General features: G+C 72.8%; 16 protein-coding genes. 4 read left to right on the forward strand and 12 right to left on the reverse strand.

Features of this window, described 5'->3' with window-relative positions:
• Positions 1–276: hypothetical protein (locus tag IF20_RS40300; protein ID WP_234426941.1), on the forward strand; the 276-nt coding region annotated here is incomplete at its 5' end.
• Positions 277–504: 228 nt separating this feature from the next.
• Here IF20_RS40300 and IF20_RS33585 read toward each other — a convergent pair.
• Positions 505–1,512 carry a stage II sporulation protein M gene (locus tag IF20_RS33585; protein ID WP_052869218.1) on the reverse strand — a complete coding sequence of 336 codons (1,008 nt, stop codon included), beginning with the start codon at positions 1,510–1,512 and terminating at the stop codon, positions 505–507.
• A 164-nt stretch (positions 1,513–1,676) separates the two neighbouring features.
• Between IF20_RS33585 and IF20_RS33590 the strand changes: the two genes are divergently transcribed.
• Positions 1,677–2,705, forward strand: a complete 1,029-nt coding sequence (locus IF20_RS33590) for an RDD family protein (protein ID WP_052869264.1) — start codon at positions 1,677–1,679, stop codon at positions 2,703–2,705.
• A 153-nt stretch (positions 2,706–2,858) separates the two neighbouring features.
• Here the strand turns inward: IF20_RS33590 and IF20_RS33595 are convergent, their stop codons facing one another.
• Together IF20_RS33595 and ahcY are read right to left on the reverse strand one after the other, a co-directional pair.
• Complete coding sequence (locus tag IF20_RS33595) at positions 2,859–3,479, reverse strand: hypothetical protein (protein ID WP_052869219.1); 621 nt, start codon at positions 3,477–3,479, stop codon at positions 2,859–2,861.
• Positions 3,480–3,767: 288 nt separating this feature from the next.
• Positions 3,768–5,225, reverse strand: coding sequence for an adenosylhomocysteinase (gene ahcY, locus IF20_RS33600; protein ID WP_052869265.1), 1,458 nt, complete (start codon positions 5,223–5,225; stop codon positions 3,768–3,770).
• A gap of 627 nt (positions 5,226–5,852) precedes the next feature.
• Here ahcY and IF20_RS33605 point away from each other — a divergent pair.
• Positions 5,853–8,282, forward strand: a complete 2,430-nt coding sequence (locus tag IF20_RS33605; protein WP_052869220.1) for a fructose-specific PTS transporter subunit EIIC — start codon at positions 5,853–5,855, stop codon at positions 8,280–8,282.
• A 91-nt stretch (positions 8,283–8,373) separates the two neighbouring features.
• On the opposite strand, the gene IF20_RS33610 is transcribed toward IF20_RS33605, so the two are convergent.
• The 7 genes from IF20_RS33610 to IF20_RS33640 form a co-directional block, all read right to left on the reverse strand.
• Positions 8,374–9,321, reverse strand: a complete 948-nt coding sequence (locus IF20_RS33610) for a cation diffusion facilitator family transporter (protein ID WP_052869221.1) — start codon at positions 9,319–9,321, stop codon at positions 8,374–8,376.
• A gap of 90 nt (positions 9,322–9,411) precedes the next feature.
• Positions 9,412–10,623, reverse strand: coding sequence for a mannose-6-phosphate isomerase, class I (manA, locus tag IF20_RS33615; protein WP_052869222.1), 1,212 nt, complete (start codon positions 10,621–10,623; stop codon positions 9,412–9,414).
• A gap of 168 nt (positions 10,624–10,791) precedes the next feature.
• The gene (locus IF20_RS33620) at positions 10,792–11,937 is read right to left on the reverse strand and encodes an SIS domain-containing protein (protein WP_052869223.1); all 1,146 of its coding nucleotides are present in this window, start codon (positions 11,935–11,937) and stop codon (positions 10,792–10,794) included.
• A gap of 61 nt (positions 11,938–11,998) precedes the next feature.
• Positions 11,999–12,181 carry a Trm112 family protein gene (locus IF20_RS33625; RefSeq protein ID WP_052869224.1) on the reverse strand — a complete coding sequence of 61 codons (183 nt, stop codon included), beginning with the start codon at positions 12,179–12,181 and terminating at the stop codon, positions 11,999–12,001.
• Between the two features lie 215 nt (positions 12,182–12,396).
• Positions 12,397–13,755, reverse strand: coding sequence for a phosphomannomutase/phosphoglucomutase (locus IF20_RS33630; RefSeq protein WP_052869225.1), 1,359 nt, complete (start codon positions 13,753–13,755; stop codon positions 12,397–12,399).
• A 161-nt stretch (positions 13,756–13,916) separates the two neighbouring features.
• Positions 13,917–15,557: an L-lactate permease gene (locus IF20_RS33635; protein WP_052869266.1), complete on the reverse strand. Its 1,641-nt coding sequence runs from the start codon at positions 15,555–15,557 to the stop codon at positions 13,917–13,919.
• Positions 15,558–15,882: 325 nt separating this feature from the next.
• The gene (locus IF20_RS33640) at positions 15,883–16,311 is read right to left on the reverse strand and encodes a DUF3499 domain-containing protein (protein ID WP_052869226.1); all 429 of its coding nucleotides are present in this window, start codon (positions 16,309–16,311) and stop codon (positions 15,883–15,885) included.
• A gap of 282 nt (positions 16,312–16,593) precedes the next feature.
• Here IF20_RS33640 and IF20_RS33645 point away from each other — a divergent pair, with 282 nt between their 5' ends.
• The gene (locus tag IF20_RS33645) at positions 16,594–17,076 is read left to right on the forward strand and encodes a metallopeptidase family protein (RefSeq protein WP_052869227.1); all 483 of its coding nucleotides are present in this window, start codon (positions 16,594–16,596) and stop codon (positions 17,074–17,076) included.
• Positions 17,077–17,185: 109 nt separating this feature from the next.
• Here the strand turns inward: IF20_RS33645 and IF20_RS33650 are convergent, their stop codons facing one another.
• Together IF20_RS33650 and IF20_RS33655 are read right to left on the reverse strand one after the other, a co-directional pair.
• The gene (locus IF20_RS33650) at positions 17,186–18,751 is read right to left on the reverse strand and encodes a DUF5719 family protein (RefSeq protein ID WP_052869228.1); all 1,566 of its coding nucleotides are present in this window, start codon (positions 18,749–18,751) and stop codon (positions 17,186–17,188) included.
• The gene (locus tag IF20_RS33655; protein WP_052869229.1) at positions 18,748–22,596 is read right to left on the reverse strand and encodes a glycosyltransferase family 2 protein; all 3,849 of its coding nucleotides are present in this window, start codon (positions 22,594–22,596) and stop codon (positions 18,748–18,750) included. Before IF20_RS33655 ends, IF20_RS33650 begins: the two co-directional genes overlap by 4 nt.
• Positions 22,597–22,860 lie beyond the last annotated feature (264 nt).

Genomic DNA, 22,860 nt, shown 5'->3' on the forward strand with positions numbered 1-22,860 from the left:
TATCAGATCCTTGCGGTTCCGATTTTCGCCGGTGCGTTTCGGCCTTTCGGCTTCTTCGCGATTCCAACCTTACCAGATCCGCTTCGCGTTTCCGGCCCCTGTTGGAGCGGGGTTGCTTTCCGGTCCGGCCCTTTCGGGCTTTCCCTTCCGGCGTTTCCGACTTTACCAGATTCTCGTCCGTACCATTTCGGTTCGGATTTTGTTTCCAGCGGCCTTTGGATTGGCCTTCGTCTTTCGACTTTCCCGACTTTATCAGAAGCGTTTTCGTCGATTTGATCGACCTTGCGTTCCCGATAAGGATTCGGAAGAACTCCGTCGATGTGAATTCCGACCGGAGTGCAGTAGATGTTAACTGTCGCGGAGGAGCTTGTCCAACTCCTGGCAACCGTTTGAATCTACCTCCCCCAGTCGTCCGTGTCAACGGGTTTCCTGGGGTGAACAGGAGATTAGCAGCTCAGGGCCGTCCGATGCACATCCAGTCGGCGACGGCGCTTCGAGCGCAGGTCAGGCGGCGGTCGGCACCGCCGCGGCGCGGTCGGAGCTGTCGATGTCGCCGGACTCCCCTGCCCGAACAGCGCGGCGACCAGGTCCGTAGACGTATGCCAGAAAGGCCAGTTCCGCCACGACACCGATGGCGATGCGCAGCCAGGTGGGCAGGCCGGACGGCGTGACGAAGCCTTCGATGGCCCCGGAGACGAGAAGCACGGCGGCCAGGCCCACGGCCACGCCGAGTGCGGCGCGGCCTTCCGCTGCCAGGGCGTCCCGGCGGGTACGGGGTCCCGGGTCGACGACCGTCCAGCCCAGCTTGAGGCCCACTCCTCCGGCGACGAAGACGGCCGTCAGCTCCAGGAGGCCGTGCGGCAGGATCAGCCCGAGGAACGTGTCGAGACGGCCGGCCGAGCTCATCAGGCCGATACCGACGCCCACGTTGAGCATGTTCTGGAAGAGGACCCAGAGGGCCGGTACGCAGAGGAAGGCGCCGAGGACGAGGCACAGGGCGGCGGCCTGCGCGTTGTTCGTCCACACCTGGGCGGCGAAGGCCGCTGCTGGATGGCTGGAGTAGTACGTCTCGTACTGGCCGCCTGGCTTGGTCATCTCCCGTAGGGCCTCGGGGGCACCGATCGAGGACTGGACCTCGGGGTGGGCGGCTATCCACCAGCCGATGAGGGCGGCGGCCACCGTGGAGAGGACCGCGGTGGGTATCCACCAGCGGCGGAGCCGATAGAGCGCGGCGGGGAACGAAGTCGTGAAGAAGCGGGCGGCGTCCCGCCAGGATGCCTTGCGCGCTCCGGTCACGGCGCTGCGCGCACGGGCGACGAGGGAGGTCAGCCGGCCGGTCACCGTGGGATCCGGGGCGGTGGACTGGAGCAGCGAGAGGTGCGTCGTGGCGCGCTGGTACAGAGTGATCAGTTCGTCGGCCTCGGCGCCCGAGAGGCGGCGCTTCCGGCGCACGAGGGTGTCGAGGCGGTCCCACTCGGCACGGTGCGCGGTGACGAAGACATCGAGGTCCATTCAGTAGCGCTCCTCGCCCCACGGTGACGGTCTTGATGCTCATGATGAACGTACCGGGCCCATTAACGTACTGGGCCCATTGTCGTATCGGCTTGGCAGACTGGCGGGTGCCGGCGGCGGGGCGGGTGGATCGCAGGCGAGGGAGGACGGCGGGGATGGCGGGAATGAACGAGCTGGTGACCGGCGAGGCGGTCGTACTCGGGCTACGGCCGGCGAGGCTGCCGAGCCGGGCGCTGGCGGTCCTCCTGGACCTCGTCGTGACCTGGACCGCCTACATCGCCGTCTCCATCGCGCTGGCCGCCGCCACGGCCTCGCTGGACCCGGCCGCGGTGGCGGCGATATCGGTGGCGGCCTTCGTGCTCGTACTGATCGGGGCGCCGATCGCCGTCGAGACGCTGAGCCACGGCCGCTCGCTGGGGAAGCTCGCGTGCGGGCTGCGGGTGGTGCGGGAGGACGGTGGGCCGATCCGCTTCCGGCACGCGTTGGTGCGCGGGGCGATGGGGGCCATCGAGATCGTGCTGACCATGGGGGTGGTGGCGTGCATCGCCTCGTTGGTGTCGGCACGCGGGCGGCGGCTCGGGGACGTGTTCGCCGGCACGGTCGTCGTGCGGGAGCGCATACCGGTCCAGCAGGGCGGGCCCTTGCTGCCGCCTCCGCCGCCGTGGCTTCTGGGGCAGCTCGGTGCGCTGGATCTGTCGCGGGTGCCGGACAGCTGGTGGCTGACCGTACGGCAGTTCCTGGCCCGCGGTGGTCAGCTGGATCCGCAGGTCGGGTGGCGGATGGCCGGACAGTTGGCCGACGACTTCGTGGGGTGGACCGGGGCGGCGGTGCCGCAGGGTGTCCATCCGGCCGTGTATCTCTCGGCGGTGATGTTCGAGCGGCAGGGGCGGGAAGCGCGGCGCGCCTTCGGCGCGGCAGCGGGGACACCCTCGGGGACCACTGCGGCCACCTCGGCGGCGTCGGGCACCACTGCGGCTACGGCGGCTGGGGCGCCGGTGGACTGGTCGGCAGGGGCGGAGGTCAAGACCGCCGCGCCGTCGGCTCAGACGCCGGCTGAAACGTCGGCTGCGGCCTCGGCTGAGACGTCGGCTGGGCCGGTGGTGGCGCCCGCCGCGAGGGGCGTCGAGGCGTCCGGCGGTGCGGCGAGTGAGGTCGGTGCGAGGCCTACGACCGGGTTCGCGCCACCCGCCTGAGCGGCATGCGCCGCCTGACCCGCCTGACCTGTCTGAACCGCCTGACCCGCCTGTCCCGCCTGTCCCGCCTGTCCCGCCTGTGCGGGATACGAGGAACGGCGGGGGGCGGCAGAACGGTGGTGTGCGGGAGGACGGCGAAGTGCGGGCCGGCAGTTACTCCTCGGTGAACGTCGACGGTGGCGTTTCGAGGTCTTCGAGTTCGATGCCGGGGGCGGCGAGGACGACGTCGCCGGCGAGGTGGACGGCGTGCTGTTCGCCGGTCTCCAGGTCGTTGACCTGGTACTCGTCCACCGTCAGCGGTCCGTTGTCAGTGTTGTGTGCTGTCCTGTTCACCAGGGCCCAGGACTGGTCGAGGGTGCGGGGTGCGAGGACGGGGGGTGCGAAGGTCACCAGGCGGGTGCGGACGGCTCCGGAGCCGAGGGCGGGGCGCAGCAGCCGGGCGGTGGCGACGAGGAAAGCGGGGGACGCGCCGGTGAAGGCGTGGGCGCGGACGTTGCCTTCGGTGGCCTGCGTGCCGGTGGGGTCGGTACGGACCCAGGTGACGCCGTCGAGTGCGGCGCCGCGTACCTGCCACGAGGCGGCATTGAGTTCGAGCCTGATGGGGCGGCCGAGGTCGTCGAGGGTGAGGTCGACGGAGCCGGCGTGGTCGCCGGAGGGGGTGGTGATCTGCGAGACGTAACGCCAGCCGGAGGGGCCGGTGGCGCAGTGGAAGTGCTCTTCACCGAGGGGGGTGTGATCGTGCGGATCGTGCAGCGAATAGCGGCCGCGGGGCATGGGGGTCCTTCGATGGTTCCGTCAGTCGTTCCCGCGCAGGGGCTGCCGTCGAGAGTACGCAAGGCCCGGTACGGGCCAGGCCCCCGCCCGGGGTGGGCGGGGGCCTGGTTCACCGGCTGACTGCGTGGCGCGTCCGGTGCCGGCACGGGACGCGCCACGGGGTGCCGCGAGGTACCGGGAAGGGCTGACGCCTGGCGGTACCGGGGAGCGCTGACGCTCCGCGGTACCGGGTAGCGCTGCTGTCCGGCGGTACCGGGGCGGCGCCTCGGCTCAGTACTGGTAGTCGGCTCAGTAGCGGTAGTGGTCGGGCTTGTAGGGGCCCTCGACCTCGACGCCGATGTACGCGGCCTGTTCCGGGCGCAGGGTGGTGAGCTTGACGCCCAGCGAGTCCAGGTGGAGACGGGCGACCTTCTCGTCCAGGTGCTTGGGCAGCACATAGACGTCGGTCGGGTACTCCTCCGGCTTGGTGAACAGCTCGATCTGGGCCAGCGTCTGGTCCGCGAAGGAGTTGGACATCACGAACGAGGGGTGCCCGGTGGCGTTGCCCAGGTTCAGCAGGCGGCCCTCGGACAGCACGATCAGGACCTTGCCGTCGGGGAAGGTCCAGGTGTGCACCTGCGGCTTGACCTCGTCCTTGACGATGCCCTCGATCTGCGCCAGGCCGGCCATGTCGATCTCGTTGTCGAAGTGACCGATGTTGCCCACGATCGCCTGGTGCTTCATCTTGGCCATGTCCGAGGCCATGATGATGTCCTTGTTACCGGTCGTGGTGATGAAGATGTCCGCGGTCTCGACGACCTCGTCCAGCGTGGTGACCTGGTAGCCGTCCATCGCCGCCTGCAGCGCGCAGATCGGGTCGACCTCGGTGACGATCACTCGGGCGCCCTGGCCGCGCAGCGACTCCGCACAGCCCTTGCCCACGTCGCCGTAACCGCAGACCACGGCGGTCTTGCCGCCGATCAGGACATCGGTGGCGCGGTTGATGCCGTCCACCAGGGAGTGGCGGCAGCCGTACTTGTTGTCGAACTTCGACTTCGTCACCGCGTCGTTCACGTTGATCGCCGGGAACAGCAGCGTGCCGTCCCGGTGCATCTCGTACAGGCGGTGCACGCCGGTGGTGGTCTCCTCGGTCACGCCGCGGATCTCGGAGGAGAGGCGGGTCCACTTCTGCGGCGACTCGGCGAGGGTGCGGTTGAGCAGCTCCAGGATGGCGCGGTGCTCGTCGCTCTCGGCGGTGTCGACGGAGGGGGCCTTGCCGGCCTTCTCGTACTCGACGCCCTTGTGGACCAGGAGGGTGGCGTCACCGCCGTCGTCCAGGATCATGTTCGGGCCGCCGGTGGGCGAGTTCGGCCAGGTCAGGGCCTGCTCGGTGCACCACCAGTACTCCTCCAGCGTCTCGCCCTTCCAGGCGAAGACCGGGACGCCCTGGGGGTCGTCAGGGGTGCCGTTCGGGCCGACGGCGATGGCCGCGGCGGCGTGGTCCTGGGTGGAGAAGATGTTGCAGGAGGCCCAGCGGACCTCGGCGCCCAGCGCGACCAGGGTCTCGATCAGCACGGCGGTCTGCACGGTCATGTGCAGCGAACCGGTGACCCGGGCGCCGGCCAGCGGCTGCGCCGCGGCGTACTCCTTGCGGATCGCCATCAGACCGGGCATCTCGTGCTCGGCGAGGGTGATCTCCTTGCGGCCGAAGGCGGCCAGGGAAAGGTCGGCGACCTTGAAGTCCTGACCGATGGCTGCTGTCGTCATGTCGGGCTGCTCCCCGGTGGTCGGAGGGTGGGTTGCGGTCGGCAGTCTGCGGCGCGGGCAGGCGGGTGCGGTGAGCGGGTGGTCGTCCACGCGTGTCGCACGTGGATCCGTACGCGTACCTCGGACGCGTACGAAGCACCCTCGGGCCGGACATGGCGGGTCCGGCCGGAATCACCTGGACGCGGTCGTCGCCCCGGGCGCGTTCCCTCACCGGGACCTGTACGAACCCGGAGGTACTCGCCCTGGGCACACCTGTCCCCTGGCCGCAGCACGCAGTCCGTCGGAGGCCCTCTCTCCCTCGGCCGGTCCGCGGTGCGGGCCGACCGACCGCCATCAGCAGCGACGTCTGGCACTGGGCACGAATCTACACCGATCGGCCCAGTGAACCCCAGCCCTTCAGGGAGGGTGCGGCGCGTCACACACGTGCGGAAGGCGCCGCGGGCGCCGTGTGCCGCGGGGCTTCGGGGCATCGGGACATCGGGAAGGGACAGGACGGGGCGGAGTGCGGGTGGCCGTTACGGGTGGGGTGTGTGGTGGTGGGTTGGAGGGGTGGGGTTCGTGATGCAGGATGCGAAGTGCGCGGGAACACTTGCACGATCTTGCGCGGGAACTTGTGAGGAGACTGACGTGACCAGCAGTTCAGCGGAGCCCCCGGAGGACGCGGGGGCCGCCGGGCAGGGCGGGCGAGGGCTGCGGCTGCTCGCGGTGACCGCCTGTCCGACGGGCATCGCCCACACGTACATGGCCGCCGAGAAGCTGGCGCAGGCCGCCGAGGCGCTCGGCCACGAGATGAAGGTGGAGACGCAGGGCTCGATCGGGGCCGAGAACGTACTGTCTGACAACGATGTCAGAGACGCCGACGGCATCATCATCGCGGCGGACAAGGACGTCGACCGGAGCAGGTTCGCCGGCAAGCGGCTGGTCGTGGTCGGGGTGGCCGAGGGCATCCACCACCCCGAGGAGCTGATCGAGCGGGTGCGGACGGCGCCGGTGCACGGCGGGGAGGGCGCCGCGGCGGCCGGTGGCGGCGGGGCCGGTACGGGTTCCGCGGGCGCGGCCGGCCGCGGCGGCCGCGGTGGCGGCGGCAAGGAGCGCAGCGTCGCGTACAAGGCGCTGATGAACGGCGTCAGTTACATGATCCCGTTCGTGGTGGTGGGCGGTCTGCTCATCGCCGTCTCGCTGGCGCTGGGCGGCCATCCGCAGGCCGACGGCGGGCTCGTCATCCCCGACGGCTCGTTCTGGAAGCACGTCAACGACATCGGGACGATCGGCTTCACGCTGATGGTGCCGATCCTGTCCGGGTACATCGCGTACGCGATCGGGGACCGGCCCGCGCTGGTACCGGGCATGATCGGCGGGTGGATCGCCAATACGGGCGCGCTGTACGACTCCAAGTCGGGTGCGGGCTTCATCGGGGCGATCGTCACCGGCTTCCTGGCCGGGTATCTGGTCCTGTGGATCAAGAAGGTCCGGGTACCGAAGTTCGTCCAGCCGATCATGCCGATCATCGTGATCCCGATCGTGGCGACGACGGCGCTGGGGCTCTTCTTCATCTACGTCATCGGACAGCCGATCTCCTGGGTGTTCGAGCATCTGACGAGCTGGCTGGGCGGCCTTACGGGGTCCAGCGCGGCGCTGCTCGGCATCATCCTCGGGCTGATGATCGCCTTCGACATGGGCGGGCCGGTCAACAAGACGGCGTTCCTCTTCGGCGCGGGCCTGGTGTCCAAGAACCCCGAGATCATGGGCATGTGCGCGGCCGCGATCCCGGTGCCGCCGCTCGGGCAGGGCCTGGCGACGCTGATCCGCCGCCGGCTCTACGACGACCAGGAGCGGGAGACGGGACTCGCGGCGCTGTTCATGGGGTGCTTCGGCATCACGGAGGGCGCGATCCCGTTCGCGGCGGGGCGGCCGGCGCGGGTCATCCCGTCCAACATGCTCGGCGGTGCGGTGGCCGGCGCGCTGGCGGGCCTGGCCGGCGTCACAGACAACGTGCCGCACGGCGGGCCGATCGTGGCCGTGCTGGGCGCGGTGGGCGGCGTCGCGATGTTCTTCGTGGCGGTCGCGGCCGGCACGGTCGTCACCGCGCTGAGCACGGTGACGCTGCTGTCGATGGCGGAGCGCAAGGGCGCCGGTGTCGTCGGTGGCGTCGGTAATGCCGATGGCGTCGGTGGCATCGGTGGCGCCGGGGAGGCGGGTGCGCCCGGTCCCGCCGCCGCTGCGGAGCCGGCCCTCGCGGGTGCGTCCGCGGCGGGCACGGCAGCCGCCGGCGCGCGGGGGGCGAGCGTCGCGGCGCCGGCCACCGGTACGGGTACGGGTACGGGTACGGCAGCAGGCACCGGCACGGGTACGGCAGCAGGCGCCGGTACGGGTACGGCAGCAGGCGCCGGTACGGAGGCCGAAACGGTCGGCCGTACGGACGCGGCGGCGCGTACCGACGCGGACGCCGCAGCCCGTACGAACACCACTGCCCGTACCGACGCCGACGCCGCAGCCCGTACGGACACGGCTGCGGATGCGGAGGTGGAAGCCGGCGCACGGGCCGGCACCAAGGCCGACCCCGGGCCGGAGGCTCCCGCCGACGCCGACGCGACCGGCGCCGCCGTCCTTTCCGGCTATCTCACCCCCGCCACCGTCAAGACGCGCCTCGACGCCACCGAGAAGGAGGCGGCGATCCGGGAGATGGCGGAGTTGGCGGCCGGGGCCGGGAAGGTCGCGGACGTGGCCGAGCTGGTGCGGGTGGCGCTCGCGCGGGAGGCGCAGGGCACCACCGGGCTGGGTGAGGAGATCGCGATCCCGCATGCCAAGACGGACGCGGTGACGGCGCCGGTCGTCGGGTTCGCGCGGTCTCCCGAAGGCATCGACTGGGGGTCGCTGGACGGCACGCTCGCGAAGCTGGTCTTCATGATCTCCGTACCGGAGGCGGCGGCGGGCGACGAGCATCTGCGGATCCTCGCGCTGCTGTCGCGGAAGCTGATGGACACGGACTTCCGGGCGCGGCTGCAGGCGGCACCGGACAACGACGCGATCATGGCCGTACTCGCCGAGATCCAGTAACCGGACACCGGTGGCCGTACCGGCCACCCGTACGACGAAGGGCCCCGCACTCACCGGAGGAGGTGAGTGCGGGGCCCTTGCGCGTGACGGGTCAGGCGCCCGGCACCGACGTGCCCGAGGCCGCGGCCTCCGCGCTGTAGATGTCCGGCTCCAGGTAGATGACGCGGGCGATCGGTACGGCGGCGCGGATGCGGTCCTCCGCCGCGTTGATCGCGTCGGCGACCTCCGTGGCCGTGTCGTCGTGCTGAACCGCGATCTTCGCGGCGACCAGCAGCTCCTCGGGACCGAGGTGGAGGGTGCGCATGTGGATGACGCGGGTGACGGTGTCGCCGTCGACGATGGCCGCGCGGATCTTGGCGACCTGGTCGGCGCCCGCCGCCTCGCCCAGCAGCAGCGACTTGGTCTCGGCCGCCAGGACCAGGGCGATCAGTACGAGCAGCACGCCGATGCACATGGTGCCGATGCCGTCCCAGACGCCCTCACCGGTGATGAGGGTGAGGCAGACGCCGAGCAGCGCGAGGACCAGGCCGACGAGCGCGCCGAAGTCCTCCAGGAGGACGACCGGCAGCTCGGGGGCCTTGGCGCGGCGGACGAACTGGGCCCAGGACTGCTGGCCGCGCAGGGAGTTCGACTCCTTGATGGCCGTGGTGAAGGAGAAGCCCTCGGCGACGATCGCGAAGACCAGGACGCCCACCGGCCAGTACCAGTGCTCCAGCTCGTGCGGGTGCTGGATCTTCTCCCAGCCTTCGTACAGCGCGAAGACGCCGCCGATCGTGAAGAGCACGATGGAGACGAGGAAGCCGTAGATGTAGCGCTCGCGGCCGTAACCGAAGGGATGCTCCTCGGTGGCGGCGCGCTTGGCCTTCTTGCCGCCCAGCAGCAGCAGGCCCTGGTTGCCGGAGTCGGCGATGGAGTGCACGCCCTCGGCGAGCATGGAGGACGAACCGCTGAAGGCGAACGCCACGAACTTCGCTACCGCGATGGCCAGATTGGCGCCCAGCGCCGCGACGATGGCCTTGGTGCCGCCTGATGCACTCATGAGTGCCGCATGTCCCTTCCGTCGACCGGGCTTTACCGCCCCTTTAACCCCATGGGGAGGTCATTCTCGCACCCGTAACAGTGGCCTGCATCAGACGACCACGGTGGCGCGGAAGAGCGTGCCCTCACCGGTCACGGCGATTTCCTCCCCGGCCGGGACGAAGGCGGACTCACCGGGCGCGAGTGCCAGTTGCCGGGCCGGGTCCGGCTCGCCGGCGTCCCGCAGGACGACGGAGCCCGCCGTGCAGAGCAGGATCTGCGGCGTACGGTTCGCCAGCGGCACCGGCGCGGCGCCGGGGGCCAGGACGTACCGCGAGAGCCGGAACTCGTCGATGGGGGTGTCGTAGACCTCCTCGCCCGACGGGCCGGCCTCCGGGCGCAGCACGCCCGCGTCGCCCGGCTCGAAGCGGACGACGCGCAGCAGTTCGGGGACGTCCACGTGCTTCGGGGTGAGGCCGCAGCGGAGCACGTTGTCGGAGTTGGCCATCAGCTCGACGCCGAGGCCGTTGAGGTAGGCGTGCGGGATGCCGGCGCCGAGGAAGAGGGCCTCGCCGGGCTGGAGCGTGACGTAGTTGAGCAGCATCGCGGCGATGACGCCGGGGTCGCCCGGGTAGTGGTGGGCGATGGCGGCGTACGCGGCGTAGGACTCGGCGTGGGGGCCGCCGGCCTTGCCCAGGCGCTCGGCGGCGGCGGTGGCCTCGCCGACCGTCTCGGCCATGGCGTGCTTGTCGGCGGTGAGGACGGCGGTGAGCACCTCGCGCAGCGCGTCCTCCTCAGGGCCCGCGTGCAGGAGGTCGACGTACGGCTTGAGGCTGTCGACGCCCAGGCCGGCGAGCAGGTCGGCGGCCTCGGCCGGGTGCCGGAAGCCGCACAGGCCGTCGAAGGGGGTGAGCGCGCAGATCAGCTCGGGCTTGTGGTTGGCGTCCTTGTAGTTGCGGTGCGGCGCGTCGATCGGGACGCCGCGCCGCTCCTCGTCGGCGAAGCCCTCCTCGGCCTGCGCGAGGTCGGGGTGGACCTGGAGGGAGAGCGGGGAGCCGGCCGCGAGCAGCTTGAGCAGGAAGGGCAGGCGGGGCCCGAAGGCGCGTACGGCGTCGGCGCCGAGTTCGATCTCCGGGTCCTCGTCGATGATCTCGGCCAGGGACTGCGGACCGATGCCCCGGTCGACGCGGGACGGCGCGCCGGGGTGGGCGCCCATCCACATCTCCGCCTGCGGCTCACCGGTCGGCTCGACGCCGAGCAGGTAAGGGATCGCGGTGGTGGACCCCCAGGCGTAGGGGCGCACGGTGTTGGTGAGGCGGTCCATGGCGGGCGGGCTCCTGTAGTGATCGGTAGGGGCGGTGACGGCGACCGGACGGGCGGTGGAGCGGCGGTCCGAGGGGCGACGGTCCGAGAGACGACGGTCCGAGTCCGAGAGACGACTGTCCGAGTCCGAGAGAGGACGGTCCGAGGGGGCGGCGCGCACCGCCCCGCCTCATGATCCCTCGGCTCCGGCGAGCGCCAGGTAAACGGCGGCGAAATCCGTGGTGGCCAGGAGTTGTGCGGCGTTCTCCAAAGGACTGCCCTCGCTCTCCGCTTCGAGCTCGCTGACCGGGGTGTCCCGTTCCAGGGCGAGGTCGCGGGCTGTGGGGGCTGCGGACAGCGGGCCCGGCGGGCCCTCACGGAGCAGCAGAGCGCGGGCGCGCAGCGTCTCGGGCTGCTCGACCCGGTCACGGAAGAAATCGTCCGGGTCGGCACCGGCCGCGAGCGCTCCGGCCAGCAGCATGCCGTGCGCGGTGAGCGCCTCGGGGAGCTCGGCGGCGAGCGCGGGGCGGCCCGCGAGGCCGGTCAGCACGGTCGCGAAGTGCCGGCCGACGGCGCCCGCGACGGTGCCCTCGGTCCAGATCAGCGGGAGGCTGTCGGCGAGCTCGGCGGCGAGGGTCTTGGCGGGGTTGCCGTACGTGGCGGCGGCCGGGCCGCACTCGGCGGCGACCTGGTCGAGCTTGTCGGCGAGCCGGGACAGCTCGTCGGCCGGCGCGTTGATCAGCCCGATCCGGTCGGCGAGCACGAGCAGCGGGGTGAGCAGCGACCAGAGGGTGCCGGGCGCGGCGGGCGGCGCGCCCTCGACGTCGAACTCGCCGTCGTACGGGGTGGTCGCGAGCGGTACGGCGAGCCCGCGGGCCTGGGTGAGGGCGTCGGCGAGCGGGCTGCCGGCCGGGGTGACACCGACGACGGAGCAGCCCCGCCGGTAGGCGTTCTCGACCAGCTCGGCGAGGCCGGTGTCGGCGCCGTCGGGCGCGGCGAGGAGCAGCAGGTCCAGCGGGCCCGTCCAGCCGGGCAGGGACCAGCGCAGGGCGCCGGGGACGGGGGCGACGCCGGTGGGCCGGATCGACGTCACGGGGCAGCTGCCGCCGCCGAGGGCGCCGAAGAGGTCGGCGACGCAGGGGGCGGCGGGGGCGGGGCCCGCGACGAGAACGGTGCGCGGGCGGCCGTCGGGCGCGAGGTCCGGTATGCCGGCCTCGGCGGCGTTCCGTGCCGCGGTGCGTACGCGGGCGCCGGACTCGGCCACGGCGCGCAGCAGGCCGTACCGGTCCGCCTCGGCCAGGGCCTCGGGGGCGTCGAGAAGTGACTCGTCGAGCATGGTGATGCTGCCTTCCGGTCGCCGGGCGGGCCGGGCGGCGCCGGCCGCTGCCCCAGGATTCTCAGGCCGGCTTGCGCGCCTCGTCCACGAGGAGGACGGGGATGCCGTCGCGCACGGGGTAGGCGAGACCGCAACCGGTGCCGGTGCAGACCAGCTCGGCGGGGTCGTCGGCGGACTTGTCCGCGAGCGGGGCGTGGCACGCCGGGCAGGCGAGGATCTCGAGGAGGCTGGCTTCGACCGGCATGGTGGCGACCCCTTCAGGGTGATGATGTGTTTCGCCTCGTCAGCGTACCGCCGGGTGGCGGCCGGGAGCGCCTTTCGGCCGGTGGGCCGCGGTACGCGGCCAGGTCGCGCTTGAGGACGTGGGCACGCGGGGCCCGTCGGAACCACCGTACGGCGGGGCCGGCGCGCGGGCTTCCGCACCCGTCGCCGGCCCCGCCTCCGTGGCGGCGCGCCGCGTCAGCCGCGGACGATGGCCAGGACCTCGTCGCGGACGCGGTCGACGGTGGCCGCGTCCCGGCCCTCGGCGTTCAGGCGCAGCAGCGGCTCGGTGTTGGAGGGGCGGAGGTTGAACCACCAGTCGGTGGCGGTGACGGTCAGGCCGTCCAGCTCGTCCAGCTCCACGCCCTCGCGGCCCTCGTAGGCGGCCTTGATCGCGGCGAGTCGGCCGGCCTGGTCGTCGACGGTGCTGTTGATCTCGCCGGAGGCGGCGTACCGGTCGTACTGCGCGACCAGGCCCGAGAGCGGGCCGTCCTGGCCGCCGAGCGCCGCCAGGACGTGCATGGCGGCGAGCATGCCGGTGTCGGCGTTCCAGAAGTCGCGGAAGTAGTAGTGCGCGGAGTGCTCGCCGCCGAAGATCGCGCCGGTCCTGGCCATCTCGGCCTTGATGAAGGAGTGGCCGACGCGGGTGCGGACGGGCCGGCCGCCGCTCTCCTTGACCACCTCCGGGACGGACCAGGAGGTGATGCAGTTGTGGATCACCGTGGCGCCCGGCTCCTTGGCCAGCTCGCGCGAGGCGACCAGTGCGGTGATGGCCGAGGGCGAGACCGGGTCGCCGTTCTCGTCGACGACGAAGCAGCGGTCGGCGTCGCCGTCGAAGGCCAGGCCGAGGTCGGCGCCGGTCTCCCGGACGCGGGCCTGGAGGTCGACGATGTTCTTCGGGTCCAGCGGGTTGGCCTCGTGGTTCGGGAAGGTGCCGTCCAGCTCGAAGTACATCGGGTCCAGCTCCACCGGCAGGCCCTGGAAGACGGTGGGGACGGTGTGGCCGCCCATGCCGTTGCCCGCGTCCACCACGACCTTCAACGGCCGGATGTGCACCAGGTCCACCAGGGAGCGCAGGTGGGCCGCGTAGTCGCCCAGCACGTCGCGCTGGGTGACGGAGCCGGTCTCCGCGACGGGCTCGGGGGCGCCGTTCTCGAGCCACCCCTCCACCAGGGCGCGGATGTCGGCGAGGCCGGTGTCCTGGCCGACCGGGGCCGCGCCGGCCCGGCACATCTTGATGCCGTTGTACTGGGCGGGGTTGTGCGACGCGGTGAACATCGCGCCCGGCAGGTCCAGCGCGCCGCTCGCGTAGTACAGCTCGTCGGTCGAGCACAGCCCGATCTCGGTGACGTCGGCCCCGCGCCCGGCGGCACCGCGGGCGAACGCACGGGACAGGCCCGGCGAGGACGGCCGCATGTCGTGCCCGATGACGATCCCGTCCGCCTCGGTGACCTGGACGAAGGCCGCTCCGAACAGCTCGGCCAGCCCCTCGTCCCACTGATCGGGGACCACACCGCGCACGTCGTACGCCTTCACGATCTGCGACAGATCAGCCACAGCCACCCTCCTGAGGTCTCTTCGGGTCACCCAAGCTACCGGGAAGATCTGTGGCCCAGCCGTGAACCATCGGTGAACGATGTTCCCGTACGACTGCTTCCGGCCCGAAATCGACCGGACGGGATGGCTTCGTGGCCGGGCGCGGCGGTCCCGGCGACTGCTCAGTGCAGCATCCAGCCCAGTACCGCCGTGCTCTGCGCCAGCACGATCAGACACATCACGAGGAGCAGCGCGAGGCTCCAGGGCAGGACCTTGCGGAGCAGGTCGCCCTCGCGCCCGGCCAGGCCGACGGCGGCGCAGGCGATGGTCAGGTTCTGCGGGGAGATCATCTTGCCCAGGACGCCGCCGGAGCTGTTGGCCGCCGCGAGCAGTTCGGGGGCGAGTCCGGACTGCTGGGCGGCGGTGACCTGGAGGGCGCCGAAGAGGGCGTTGGCGGAGGTGTCGGAGCCGGTGACGGCGACGCCGAACCAGCCCAGTACGGGCGAGAGGAAGGCGAGGCCCGCGCCGGCCGCGGCGACGAAATGGCCGATCGTGGCGGCCTGGCCCGAGAGGTTCATGACGTAGGCCAGGGCGAGCACGGAGGTCACGGTCAGGATGGCGAAGCGCAGCTCGTGGACGGTGGCCAGCCACTCCTTGGCGGCGGCGCCGGCCCGCACGCCGAGGACGGCCGCGGTGATCAGTCCGGCGAGGAGGACGAGGGTGCCGCCGGTGGCGACCAGCGGGAGCGCGAGGACGTTGCCGCCGACCGGCTTGCCGTCGGGGCCCGCGACGTTCAGCAGCGGCCAGTCGAAGGACTGCGTCGCGGCCGCCGCCCAGCCCTTGAAGGGCGGTATCTGCGCGAGCGAGAACACCACGATGATCAGGCCGTACGGGGCGTACGCGCGGACGGTCTCGCGGCGGCTGTCCCGTACGTCCAGGTCCTCGCTGCGGGCGCCGGTGAGGACGGCCGCGCGGACGTCGGCGGAGGCGGGGCGGCGGACGTCGGCGGAGGCGGGGCGGCGGGCGGCTGCCACCGCTACCAGCGCGGCGGCGCCGATCAGTGCGGCGCCGATGTCGGCGAGCTGCGCGGAGACGAAGTTGCTGGCGGCGAACTGGGCGACGGCGAAGGCCACGCCGCAGGCGAGGGCGGGCAGCCAGGTCTCGCGCAGGCCGCGCCGGCCGTCCACGAGGGCGACGAGCAGGAGGGGCACGACGAGGGCGAGCAGCGGCGTCTGGCGGCCCACCACGGAGGCGACCGAGTCCAGCGGGAGCCCGGTGACCTGGGCGAGGGTGACGACAGGGGTGCCCATGGCGCCGAACGCGACGGGTGCGGTGTTGGCGACGAGGGCGACGACCGCCGCCTTGACGGGGTCGAAGCCGAGCGCGACCAGCATCACGGCGCTGATGGCGACCGGGGCGCCGAAGCCCGCCAGCGCCTCCAGCAGGGCGCCGAAGCAGAAGGTGATGACCAGGGCCTGGATGCGGGGGTCGTCGGAGAGCCGGGAGAAGGAGCGGCGCAGCACGTCGAAGTGCTGGGTGCGGACCGTCATCCGGTACACCCACAGGGCGTTGACGACGATCCACATGATGGGGAAGAGCCCGAAGACGGCGCCCTGCACGGCGCTGGAGAGGGCCTGCGTCACGGGCATGGCCGAGCCGAACCAGGCGGTCAGCAGGGCGACGGCGAGTCCGATGAGGCCCGCGTGGTGGGCGCGCATCCGTACGGCGCCGAGCAGGACCAGGACGGTGATCAGGGGCAGCGCCGCGACGAGCGCGGACAGGGCGAGCGAATCGGCGATCGGCTGAAGCTGCTGGACGAACACTCCGGACATGCGGCTGCCTCCCCGGCGGCGTGGCGGCTCCCCCGCTGCTTCCGTCATGCGGAAAGCGATCTCGCAGGAGTGGAGGAATGGTCGTGTCCGCGCCAAGCCGGAGTCAATGGGCCGTCACGAAATGACGGCTGTTCAGGAGTGTTTCGGCATCAGGCCTGTGCACGCGGGGACATCAGGCGCGTACACCTCGGGGAAACGGCCGGAAACCGATGCCCGCACCCCTACGAGTACGCGACATCGACACCTACGAGTACGCGGCACCGGCATTTACGAAGCCGTGCGGACCGGGGCCCACGAAGGCGCGGGTCGCCGGCCTTCAGGAGTCCGGCGAGCGCAGCACACGGAGGTGACCACGCCGGGCCACCTCCATCGGGTCGGCCTCGCGGGGGCCGGCCGCCTCGGGTCCGCCGGCCGCACGTTCCTGCGGACGCGCCGCTTCCCGCACCGCGTTGGCGAGCGCTTCGAGGTCGTCACCGCTCGGCTGGACCGCGCCGGGGTCGGCGGCCAGCCGGACGACCTCCCACCCGCGTGGCGCGGTCAGGCGCTCGGAGTGCTCGGCACACAGGTCGTAGCAGTGGGGTTCCGCGTAAGTGGCGAGCGGGCCGAGCACAGCGGTCGAATCCGCATAGACGTACGTCAGCGTTGCGACGGCGGGACGGCCGCACGCAGTTCGCGAACAGCGACGTACAGGGCTCACGACGTTGGACGGTACCGCACTCTTGAGCGGGCCGCGACGACTCTCCATGACCTCACCCGGCCGTGTCGTCCCGGTTCGCCCGACCTGTCTGACCTGCGCACGCTCGGCCTGACCTGCGCCGAGATCCCGTTGCGAGGCGAGTGGAGCCGATGATTCCCCCTCCCACTCCAGTCAATTCGTGTCATTTCGCGGGCGTCATGCGAGCGTTCGCCGGTCACTTCGCCTCGGACGAACGAACGGAACAGAACGCATACCGATCAGTGAGCGACATGAGGCGCACGGTGCGAGAGTTCGGCCGCCCGCGGCCCTTGGCAGCTACGCTCGTGACTGATGGACAGCCCCGTACCTCCCCCGGCCGGTGCCGAGGAGAACCCCAGCCCGACGGAGCCGCGTCCGCGCCGCCGCGACCGCCACGGCCGCGGGATGCGCGGTCCGATCGCGCCGCCGCAGGTACCGCTCTCCGTGAGCCGTGCCGATGCCTTCGTGGACCTCGTGCACGACTCGGTGGAGCGCCTGGAGCGGCGCTGGCCGCAGCTGTCGGAGGTGGAGTTCTCCGTGCGCGAGGTGCCGCGGCCGCTGCCCGAGGGTGACGAGGGGTTCGGGCCGGACGAGGACGTGGTGCCGCTGGGCAGCCTGCTGTCCAGCGAGGACGGCAGCCGGGACCGCATCGTGATCTACCGCCGCCCCGTGGAGATCCGCACCAAGAATCGCGAGGAGCGCGCGCTCCTCGTGCACGAGGTCGTCGTCGAGCAGGTCGCGGAACTGCTGGGCCTGGCCCCGGAGTCGGTCGACCCCCGCTACGGGCAGGACTGAGCCGTCCCCTGGAGAAGCAGGGGTGCGCGACAGCAACAGGCCCCTCGGGAGGCGTCTCCCGAGGGGCCCGTGCGCGCCCGTCACGTCGGTCGTTCGGTACCGACCTACGTCAGTCGTTCAGCACCGACATGTTCCAGCCCGCCGTCGGCACCTGGACCAGCCCCCGGTCGTCCGGCAGCGTCTGGACCGTGAAGCCCTGTACGCCGCCGTGCGGCAGCGCGAGGGTGCGCGCCGCGTAGACCGGCCCGCTGCCCGCCGCCGGCTCCACCGTGAGCGCGTAGGCGCCCTTGAGGCCGCTCGGGCGGGGCGGCTGGACGGCGAGGGTGCTGCCGCCCTTGACCGTGTAGGTCTTGGTGGCGGTGCTGCCGCCCCCACTGCCCGCCGACGCCGTGACCTTCACCCGCGCGTCCTTGCCCTTCTGCGGGGCGACGAGCGAGAGCGTGCTGCCCTTGGCGCGGTTGTCGGCCGCGGTGGCGCGCGTGCCGACCGGCTTCGTCGCCGGGATGAACGCCATCTCCTGGCCCGAGCCCTTGCCGCGGACGACCCGCAGCGCGGCGGCGACCGGCGCCTTCGAGCCCTCGGCCGGGGTGAGGATCAGCGACCCCGCCTCGCCCTTGGTGAGGTCCTTGAGGTCGACCGCGGTGGTCGACCCGCTCTTCAGATGCAGCGTCTCCAGCCCGGCCGGCACGATCGCGCCGGTGGGCGTGGCCAGCTGCACCTTCAGGTCGGCGTCGGCCGAGCCGGGCGCCATGGCCACCAGCCGCACCGAGGAGGCGTCGGCCGGGATGCCCGGGAGCACCAGTCCGGAGGTGGCGGAGGCCGGGTCGGCAGCGGCCGGCAGCCAGTCGCCGCCGAGCTTGTCGTCACCGGCCTGCACGGCGGCGCCGACCCGTCCCTCGCGGGCGGTGACGTGCAGCGTCACGTTGGCGTCCCGGCTGTCGGAGAGCGTGGAGAGCAGCACGGGGACGCTGGAATGCGGCGGCACCTGGATGTCCTCGCCGGTCGTCCCCTTCAGGGCGCCGTCCTTGCCGTAGAGCTTCAGGTCGACGACGGCCGCGGTGTCGTCGGGGTTGGTGAGGTGGACGTAGTCCTGGCGGTCGGCCGAGGTGCTCGCGCCGGGGAACCAGAAGTCGGTGTCCGGCGCGGTGCAGGCGGTGCCGAGCACGCCGCGGCCGGTGCCCGCGCTGACCTCGGTGGTCTGCTGCACGCTCCAGCCCGGCGCGAGACCGCCGTCGGCGGTGCCGATGAGGGCCGGCGCGTCGGACCTGTCGGTGGTCTCGGTGACCGGCGTGCCGGGCGCCTTCAGGGGCGCGACGGGCTTGGTGCCGCTCTCCTGCGAGCTCTTGCCGTCCTTACCGCCCTTGCCGTCCTTTTTGGTCTTTTCGGTCTTTTCGGTCTTGCCCGTGTCGTCCGTGCGGCCGTCCGCGGCGGCCCGCAGGTCGGCGCTGCCCTTGCCGGTCTTCGCGCCCTTGGGGGTGAAGGCGGTGTACGTGGTCTCGCCGACCTCCGAGGAGGTCGGGGCCGGGCACATCAGAGAGGAGCGCTGCACGGGCAGCGTGGCGGCCTTCGAGGCGGTGGTGCCCGCGTCGTCCCCGGGGGCCGCGACGGCGGCGACCCCGGTGACGGCGGCGAGCGCGGCGACCGCGCCGATCAGGGACATGGTGGTGCGGTTCACTGCTGGTCGCTCCCGTCGCGGCGGGGCTCGCGGTACGAGCCGTCGTGCGTGGTGCCGCCCTCGTCATGGGGCGCCCCGTCGTGCGGCCGGCCGTCGTACGCCGTGCCGTTCCCGTAGGGCTGCTGCTGTCCGTATCCGTACGGGTCGTAGCCGCCGGCTCCGTAGGCCTGCTGTGCGTACGGGTCGCCCTCGTAGGCGGGCGGGTACTGCTGCCCGTACTGCGCGGCCTGGTACGGGGAAGCGCCCTGACCGCCCTGACCGCCCTGGCCGCCCTGCCAGTCCTGGTACGGCGGCTGCTGCGGCATCTCGGGCACGCCCTGCTGCGGAACGCCGTGGGCGGCCGCATAGGGGTCGGCGGCGTACGGATCGGCGTACGGGGTGCCGTGCCCGGCCGGGGCGTACGGGTCCGCCTGCGGGACGGCGTAGGGGTCGGCCTGCTGAGCGGCCGCCGCGTACGGGTCGGCCACCGGGTCGGCGCCGTCCCGGGCGCCGGGCACGGTCGCCTCCGCACCGGGCTTCTGCGCCGCCGCCGCTTCCTGCGCGGCGCGCAGCCTACGGGCGCGGCGCCCCTCGCCCTCCACGGGCTGTGCGGGCACCGCCGCCGCCAGGCCCTCCTCGGGCAGGTCGTCGTCGACGTCGCGGCGGCGGCCCGGCAGGGCCATGACCACCAGGACCACGGCGAGCAGTCCCTGTGCCGTCATCCAGAGCGTGTGCGTGAGCGGGCCCTCGTGGGTGAGGTCCAGGCGGCCCCCCGTGGCGGGCAGTTCGAAGCCCTGCGCCCAGCCGTCGACCGTGACCGGCTTCAGCGGCTTGCCGTCGAGGGTGGCCTGCCAGCCGGCGTCGGCGGCGTCGGCGAGGCGCAGCACGCGCCCGTCGGGGCCGGCGGGCACCTTCGTGTGCGCGTCGACCGGGTCGGCGGCGACCGCGACGGGCGGGGCGGCCGTACCGCCCTGCGCGCCGTCCTGGGTGCCGTTGACGATGGCGACGCGGGAGACCCGGCGGTCCACCCGCCACAGGGCGCTGCCGTCCTCCTGGCTCATCCGGGTCAGGCCCGGCGTGGCGTCCAGGACCCGGCCCATCTCGCGCGGGGCGCCGTCCTTGACCAGGACGTAGCGCACGGCGTAGCCGCCGAGCCGGTCGGTCTGGTCGGCGCCGGAGCCCGCGACGAGGTGCGCGACGACGTCGTTGAGGCGGCTGTCCTCGCCGGCCTCGGCCGCGATGTCGGCGTCGCCCAGGCGCGCGCCGGAGCCGCGGACCAGGGAGTACGCGACGTGCCCTGCGTCCCCGTCCAGGACGAGGGTGCGGGCGCGGTCCGCGGTGCCGGACTCCTCGGCGACGAACGCCGGGACCTGCTCGGGGTTGCGGCGCTCCACCGGCCCGGCGGCGCCGCTGATCATCCAGCTGGCCGCCGCCCACACCGGGGCGAGCGCGGCGGCCAGCGCGATCAGCACGGCCACCGGCTGCTTCCAGCCGAAGCCGAGGGCCAGCATGCGGGTGCGGATGCCCTCGGCGCCGATCGCGGCGGCGCAGAGCAGTGCCAGGCCGTAGACCAGCGCGGGCGGTCCGGCCCACCCGGAGCCGTTGGCGAGGCCCGCGAAGAGCAGTCCGACCAGGCCCACGGCCCACGCGGTGCGGACCGCGGGCTGCCGCTCGCCGCGCAGCAGCGCGCCGAGCGCGGCGAGCACGACGCCGAGGAGCAGCACGCTGCCGTATGCCTTGGGGCCGCCGGGGCTGAAGCCGAGCAGCCCCAGCCAGTCGGCCTGGCCGGGCTTCGAGGCGAGCCCGGCCTCCAGGAAGAAGCGGGAGGGCTCGGTCAGCAGCGACAGCGACCAGGGAGCGAGTACGACCATCGGGGAGACGGCGACGGCGAGGAAGCGCAGCAGGTACGCCACGATCCTGTCGCGGTTGCCGTCGAGGAAGCGCAGCACCAGCAGGCCGAGGCCGAGGAGGACCGCGATCGGCCAGACCACCGGGGTGAAGGCGGTGGTGAAGGTCAGCAGGAGCGCGTACGCCCAGGCGGCGCGGAAGCTGGGCCGCACGCCGGGTTCGAGCCGCAGTCCGCTCGCGGCGATCGCGGCGCGGGCCATCAGGGGCAGCAGGACCGCGAGGACGGCGGTGCCGATGCGGCCGCCGGCCAGCGCGCCGGTGGCGGCGGGCAGGAAGGCGTACGCGACGGCGGCCCAGGCGCGCAGCAGACGCGAGGTGACCAGCGGCCGGGAGGCGAAGTACGCGGTCAGGCCGGCCAGCGGGACGGAGGCGACCAGCAGCAGGGTGACGGCGAAGCCGGTGCTGCCGAAGCAGACGGTGGCCACGAGGGCGACGACCGCGAGGTAGGGCGGCGCCGAGGCGGTGGAGCCGATGCCGACGTCGTGCCAGCTGTGGAAGTAGCGCGCCCACAGGTCGGAGACGTCGCCGGGCGCGGGCAGCAGGGCGCCGCCGGTCAGCGCGCCGCCGCCGAGCAGGCCGCGGCAGGCGATCAGGGAGACGAGGAGCAGGACGGCGAAGAGGACGGGCGCGGGCCGCCGCGCCATCCGCTTCAGCCGCGCGAACTGCTCGACCTCCAGGAAGTCCGCGTCGTCGCCGCCGGGCCCGGACTCCACGGCGCCGTGCCGGCCGCCGGAGGAGGCTTCGGGGGCCGCTCGGCCGGCGAAGTTGCTGGCGACCTGTTCGACGGTGGCCCGTACGGTCGCGCCGGGCGGCGGGAAGAGCGCGCGCAGCTCGCTCGCCTCCACCGCGGGCCGGCCGCGTCTGCGCCGGGCCGCCATGATCTTCCCGGGCCGCAGCAGGACGCCGAAGAGTCCGGCGAGTTCGTCGAGGGCCTGGCCCGGGACCTTGCCGACGAGGTAGGCGAGGACGCGGAGGAAGGTGCCGAGGACGAGGCGGAGCAGGACGTACGGCAGGATCGCGCCGCGGGAGTTGGCCAGCAGGGTGTAGACGGCGCCGGCTTTGTCGACGCGGTGCGGGCCCGCCACCGAGCGGCCCACGCAGTCGATGGGGCGCCGCTCGCGGGACGCCGCCTCGGCGTGCCGCAGGACCGCGTCCGGCGCGATGAGCACCTGGTGGCCCGCGGCCTGGGCGCGCCAGCACAGGTCCACGTCGTCGCGCATCAGCGGCAGCCGGCGGTCGAAGCCGCCGAGCTGTTCGTAGACGTCGCGGCGGATGAGCATGCCGGCGGTGGAGACGGAGAGGACCGTGCGGACCTGGTCGTGCTGGCCCTGGTCCTGTTCGCGGCGGTCCAGGCCGGTCCAACGGCGGCCGGACCGGGCGATGCTGACGCCGGCTTCGAGGAGCTGCCTGCGGTCGTACCAGCTGCGCAGCTTGGGGCCGATGACGGCGGTGGAGGGGCTGGCGTCGGCGACCCGCAGCAGTTCGGTGAGCGCGTCGGGCGCGGGCGCGCAGTCGTCGTGCAGCAGCCAGAGCCACTGCACGGGCTCGCCGTGCGGCAGCTCGGGCATGTCGTACGCCTCGTCGTGCCAGGTCCGGGTGACCGGGTCCCAGCCGCTGGGGCGCTTGAGGTAGGGCAGGTCGTCGGGGGTGAGCACCGGTGCGGTGCGGACGGCTTCGTCGACGGCGGTGCCGAAGCCGGAGCGGCGGGCGAGGTGCAGCACCCGCTCGTCGCCGAGGGCTTCGGTCAGCAGCCGGGCGGAGTCGTCGGCGCTGCCGGTGTCGGCGCCGATGACGTTCTGCACCGGGCGCTCCTGGCCGAGCAGGCCGGAGAGCGCGTCGGGCAGCCAGCGCGCGCCGTCGTGCGAGACGATCACGGCGGTGACGACATGCCGCGGGAACTGGGGCGCGGCGGCTTCGTATGAGGCGGCCTGGGCCGCCGACTGGCTGTGCACGGACATCGAGGTACGGGCCCTCCGGACCCGGGGCTGCCGTCTCCCGCGGCGGGCGGGCCGCTGCGGGTGTGGCCCCCGGAAGACACTGCGATGGACTGCGATGGACGCGCGCTCACCATGCGGGTGTTGGTGCGTCTCGGACGGAGCCCCACACTAATGGTTCACGCGGGCGCGGCGGCCGGGTCCGTACGCGGCGGTCCGCCGGGCCCGTACACAGCACTCCGCCCCCGGTGGTGTGCCGGGGGCGGAGCGGGTGCCCGTGATGTTCCT

Origin of the sequence: Streptomyces niger, assembly GCF_000718305.1 — a bacterium.
GTDB lineage: Bacteria > Actinomycetota > Actinomycetes > Streptomycetales > Streptomycetaceae > Streptomyces > Streptomyces niger.

Coding starts and splice junctions, on each gene's coding strand:
- manA (WP_052869222.1), bottom strand. CDS start 10,623: ATGGACCGCCTCACCAACACCGTGCGCCCCTACGCCTGGGGGTCCACC.
- IF20_RS33610 (WP_052869221.1), bottom strand. CDS start 9,321: ATGAGTGCATCAGGCGGCACCAAGGCCATCGTCGCGGCGCTGGGCGCC.
- ahcY (WP_052869265.1), bottom strand. CDS start 5,225: ATGACGACAGCAGCCATCGGTCAGGACTTCAAGGTCGCCGACCTTTCC.
- IF20_RS33655 (WP_052869229.1), bottom strand. CDS start 22,596: ATGTCCGTGCACAGCCAGTCGGCGGCCCAGGCCGCCTCATACGAAGCC.
- IF20_RS33585 (WP_052869218.1), bottom strand. CDS start 1,512: ATGGACCTCGATGTCTTCGTCACCGCGCACCGTGCCGAGTGGGACCGC.
- IF20_RS33595 (WP_052869219.1), bottom strand. CDS start 3,479: ATGCCCCGCGGCCGCTATTCGCTGCACGATCCGCACGATCACACCCCC.
- IF20_RS33625 (WP_052869224.1), bottom strand. CDS start 12,181: ATGCCGGTCGAAGCCAGCCTCCTCGAGATCCTCGCCTGCCCGGCGTGC.
- IF20_RS33620 (WP_052869223.1), bottom strand. CDS start 11,937: ATGCTCGACGAGTCACTTCTCGACGCCCCCGAGGCCCTGGCCGAGGCG.
- IF20_RS33590 (WP_052869264.1), top strand. CDS start 1,677: ATGAACGAGCTGGTGACCGGCGAGGCGGTCGTACTCGGGCTACGGCCG.
- IF20_RS33645 (WP_052869227.1), top strand. CDS start 16,594: ATGGACAGCCCCGTACCTCCCCCGGCCGGTGCCGAGGAGAACCCCAGC.
- IF20_RS33640 (WP_052869226.1), bottom strand. CDS start 16,311: ATGGAGAGTCGTCGCGGCCCGCTCAAGAGTGCGGTACCGTCCAACGTC.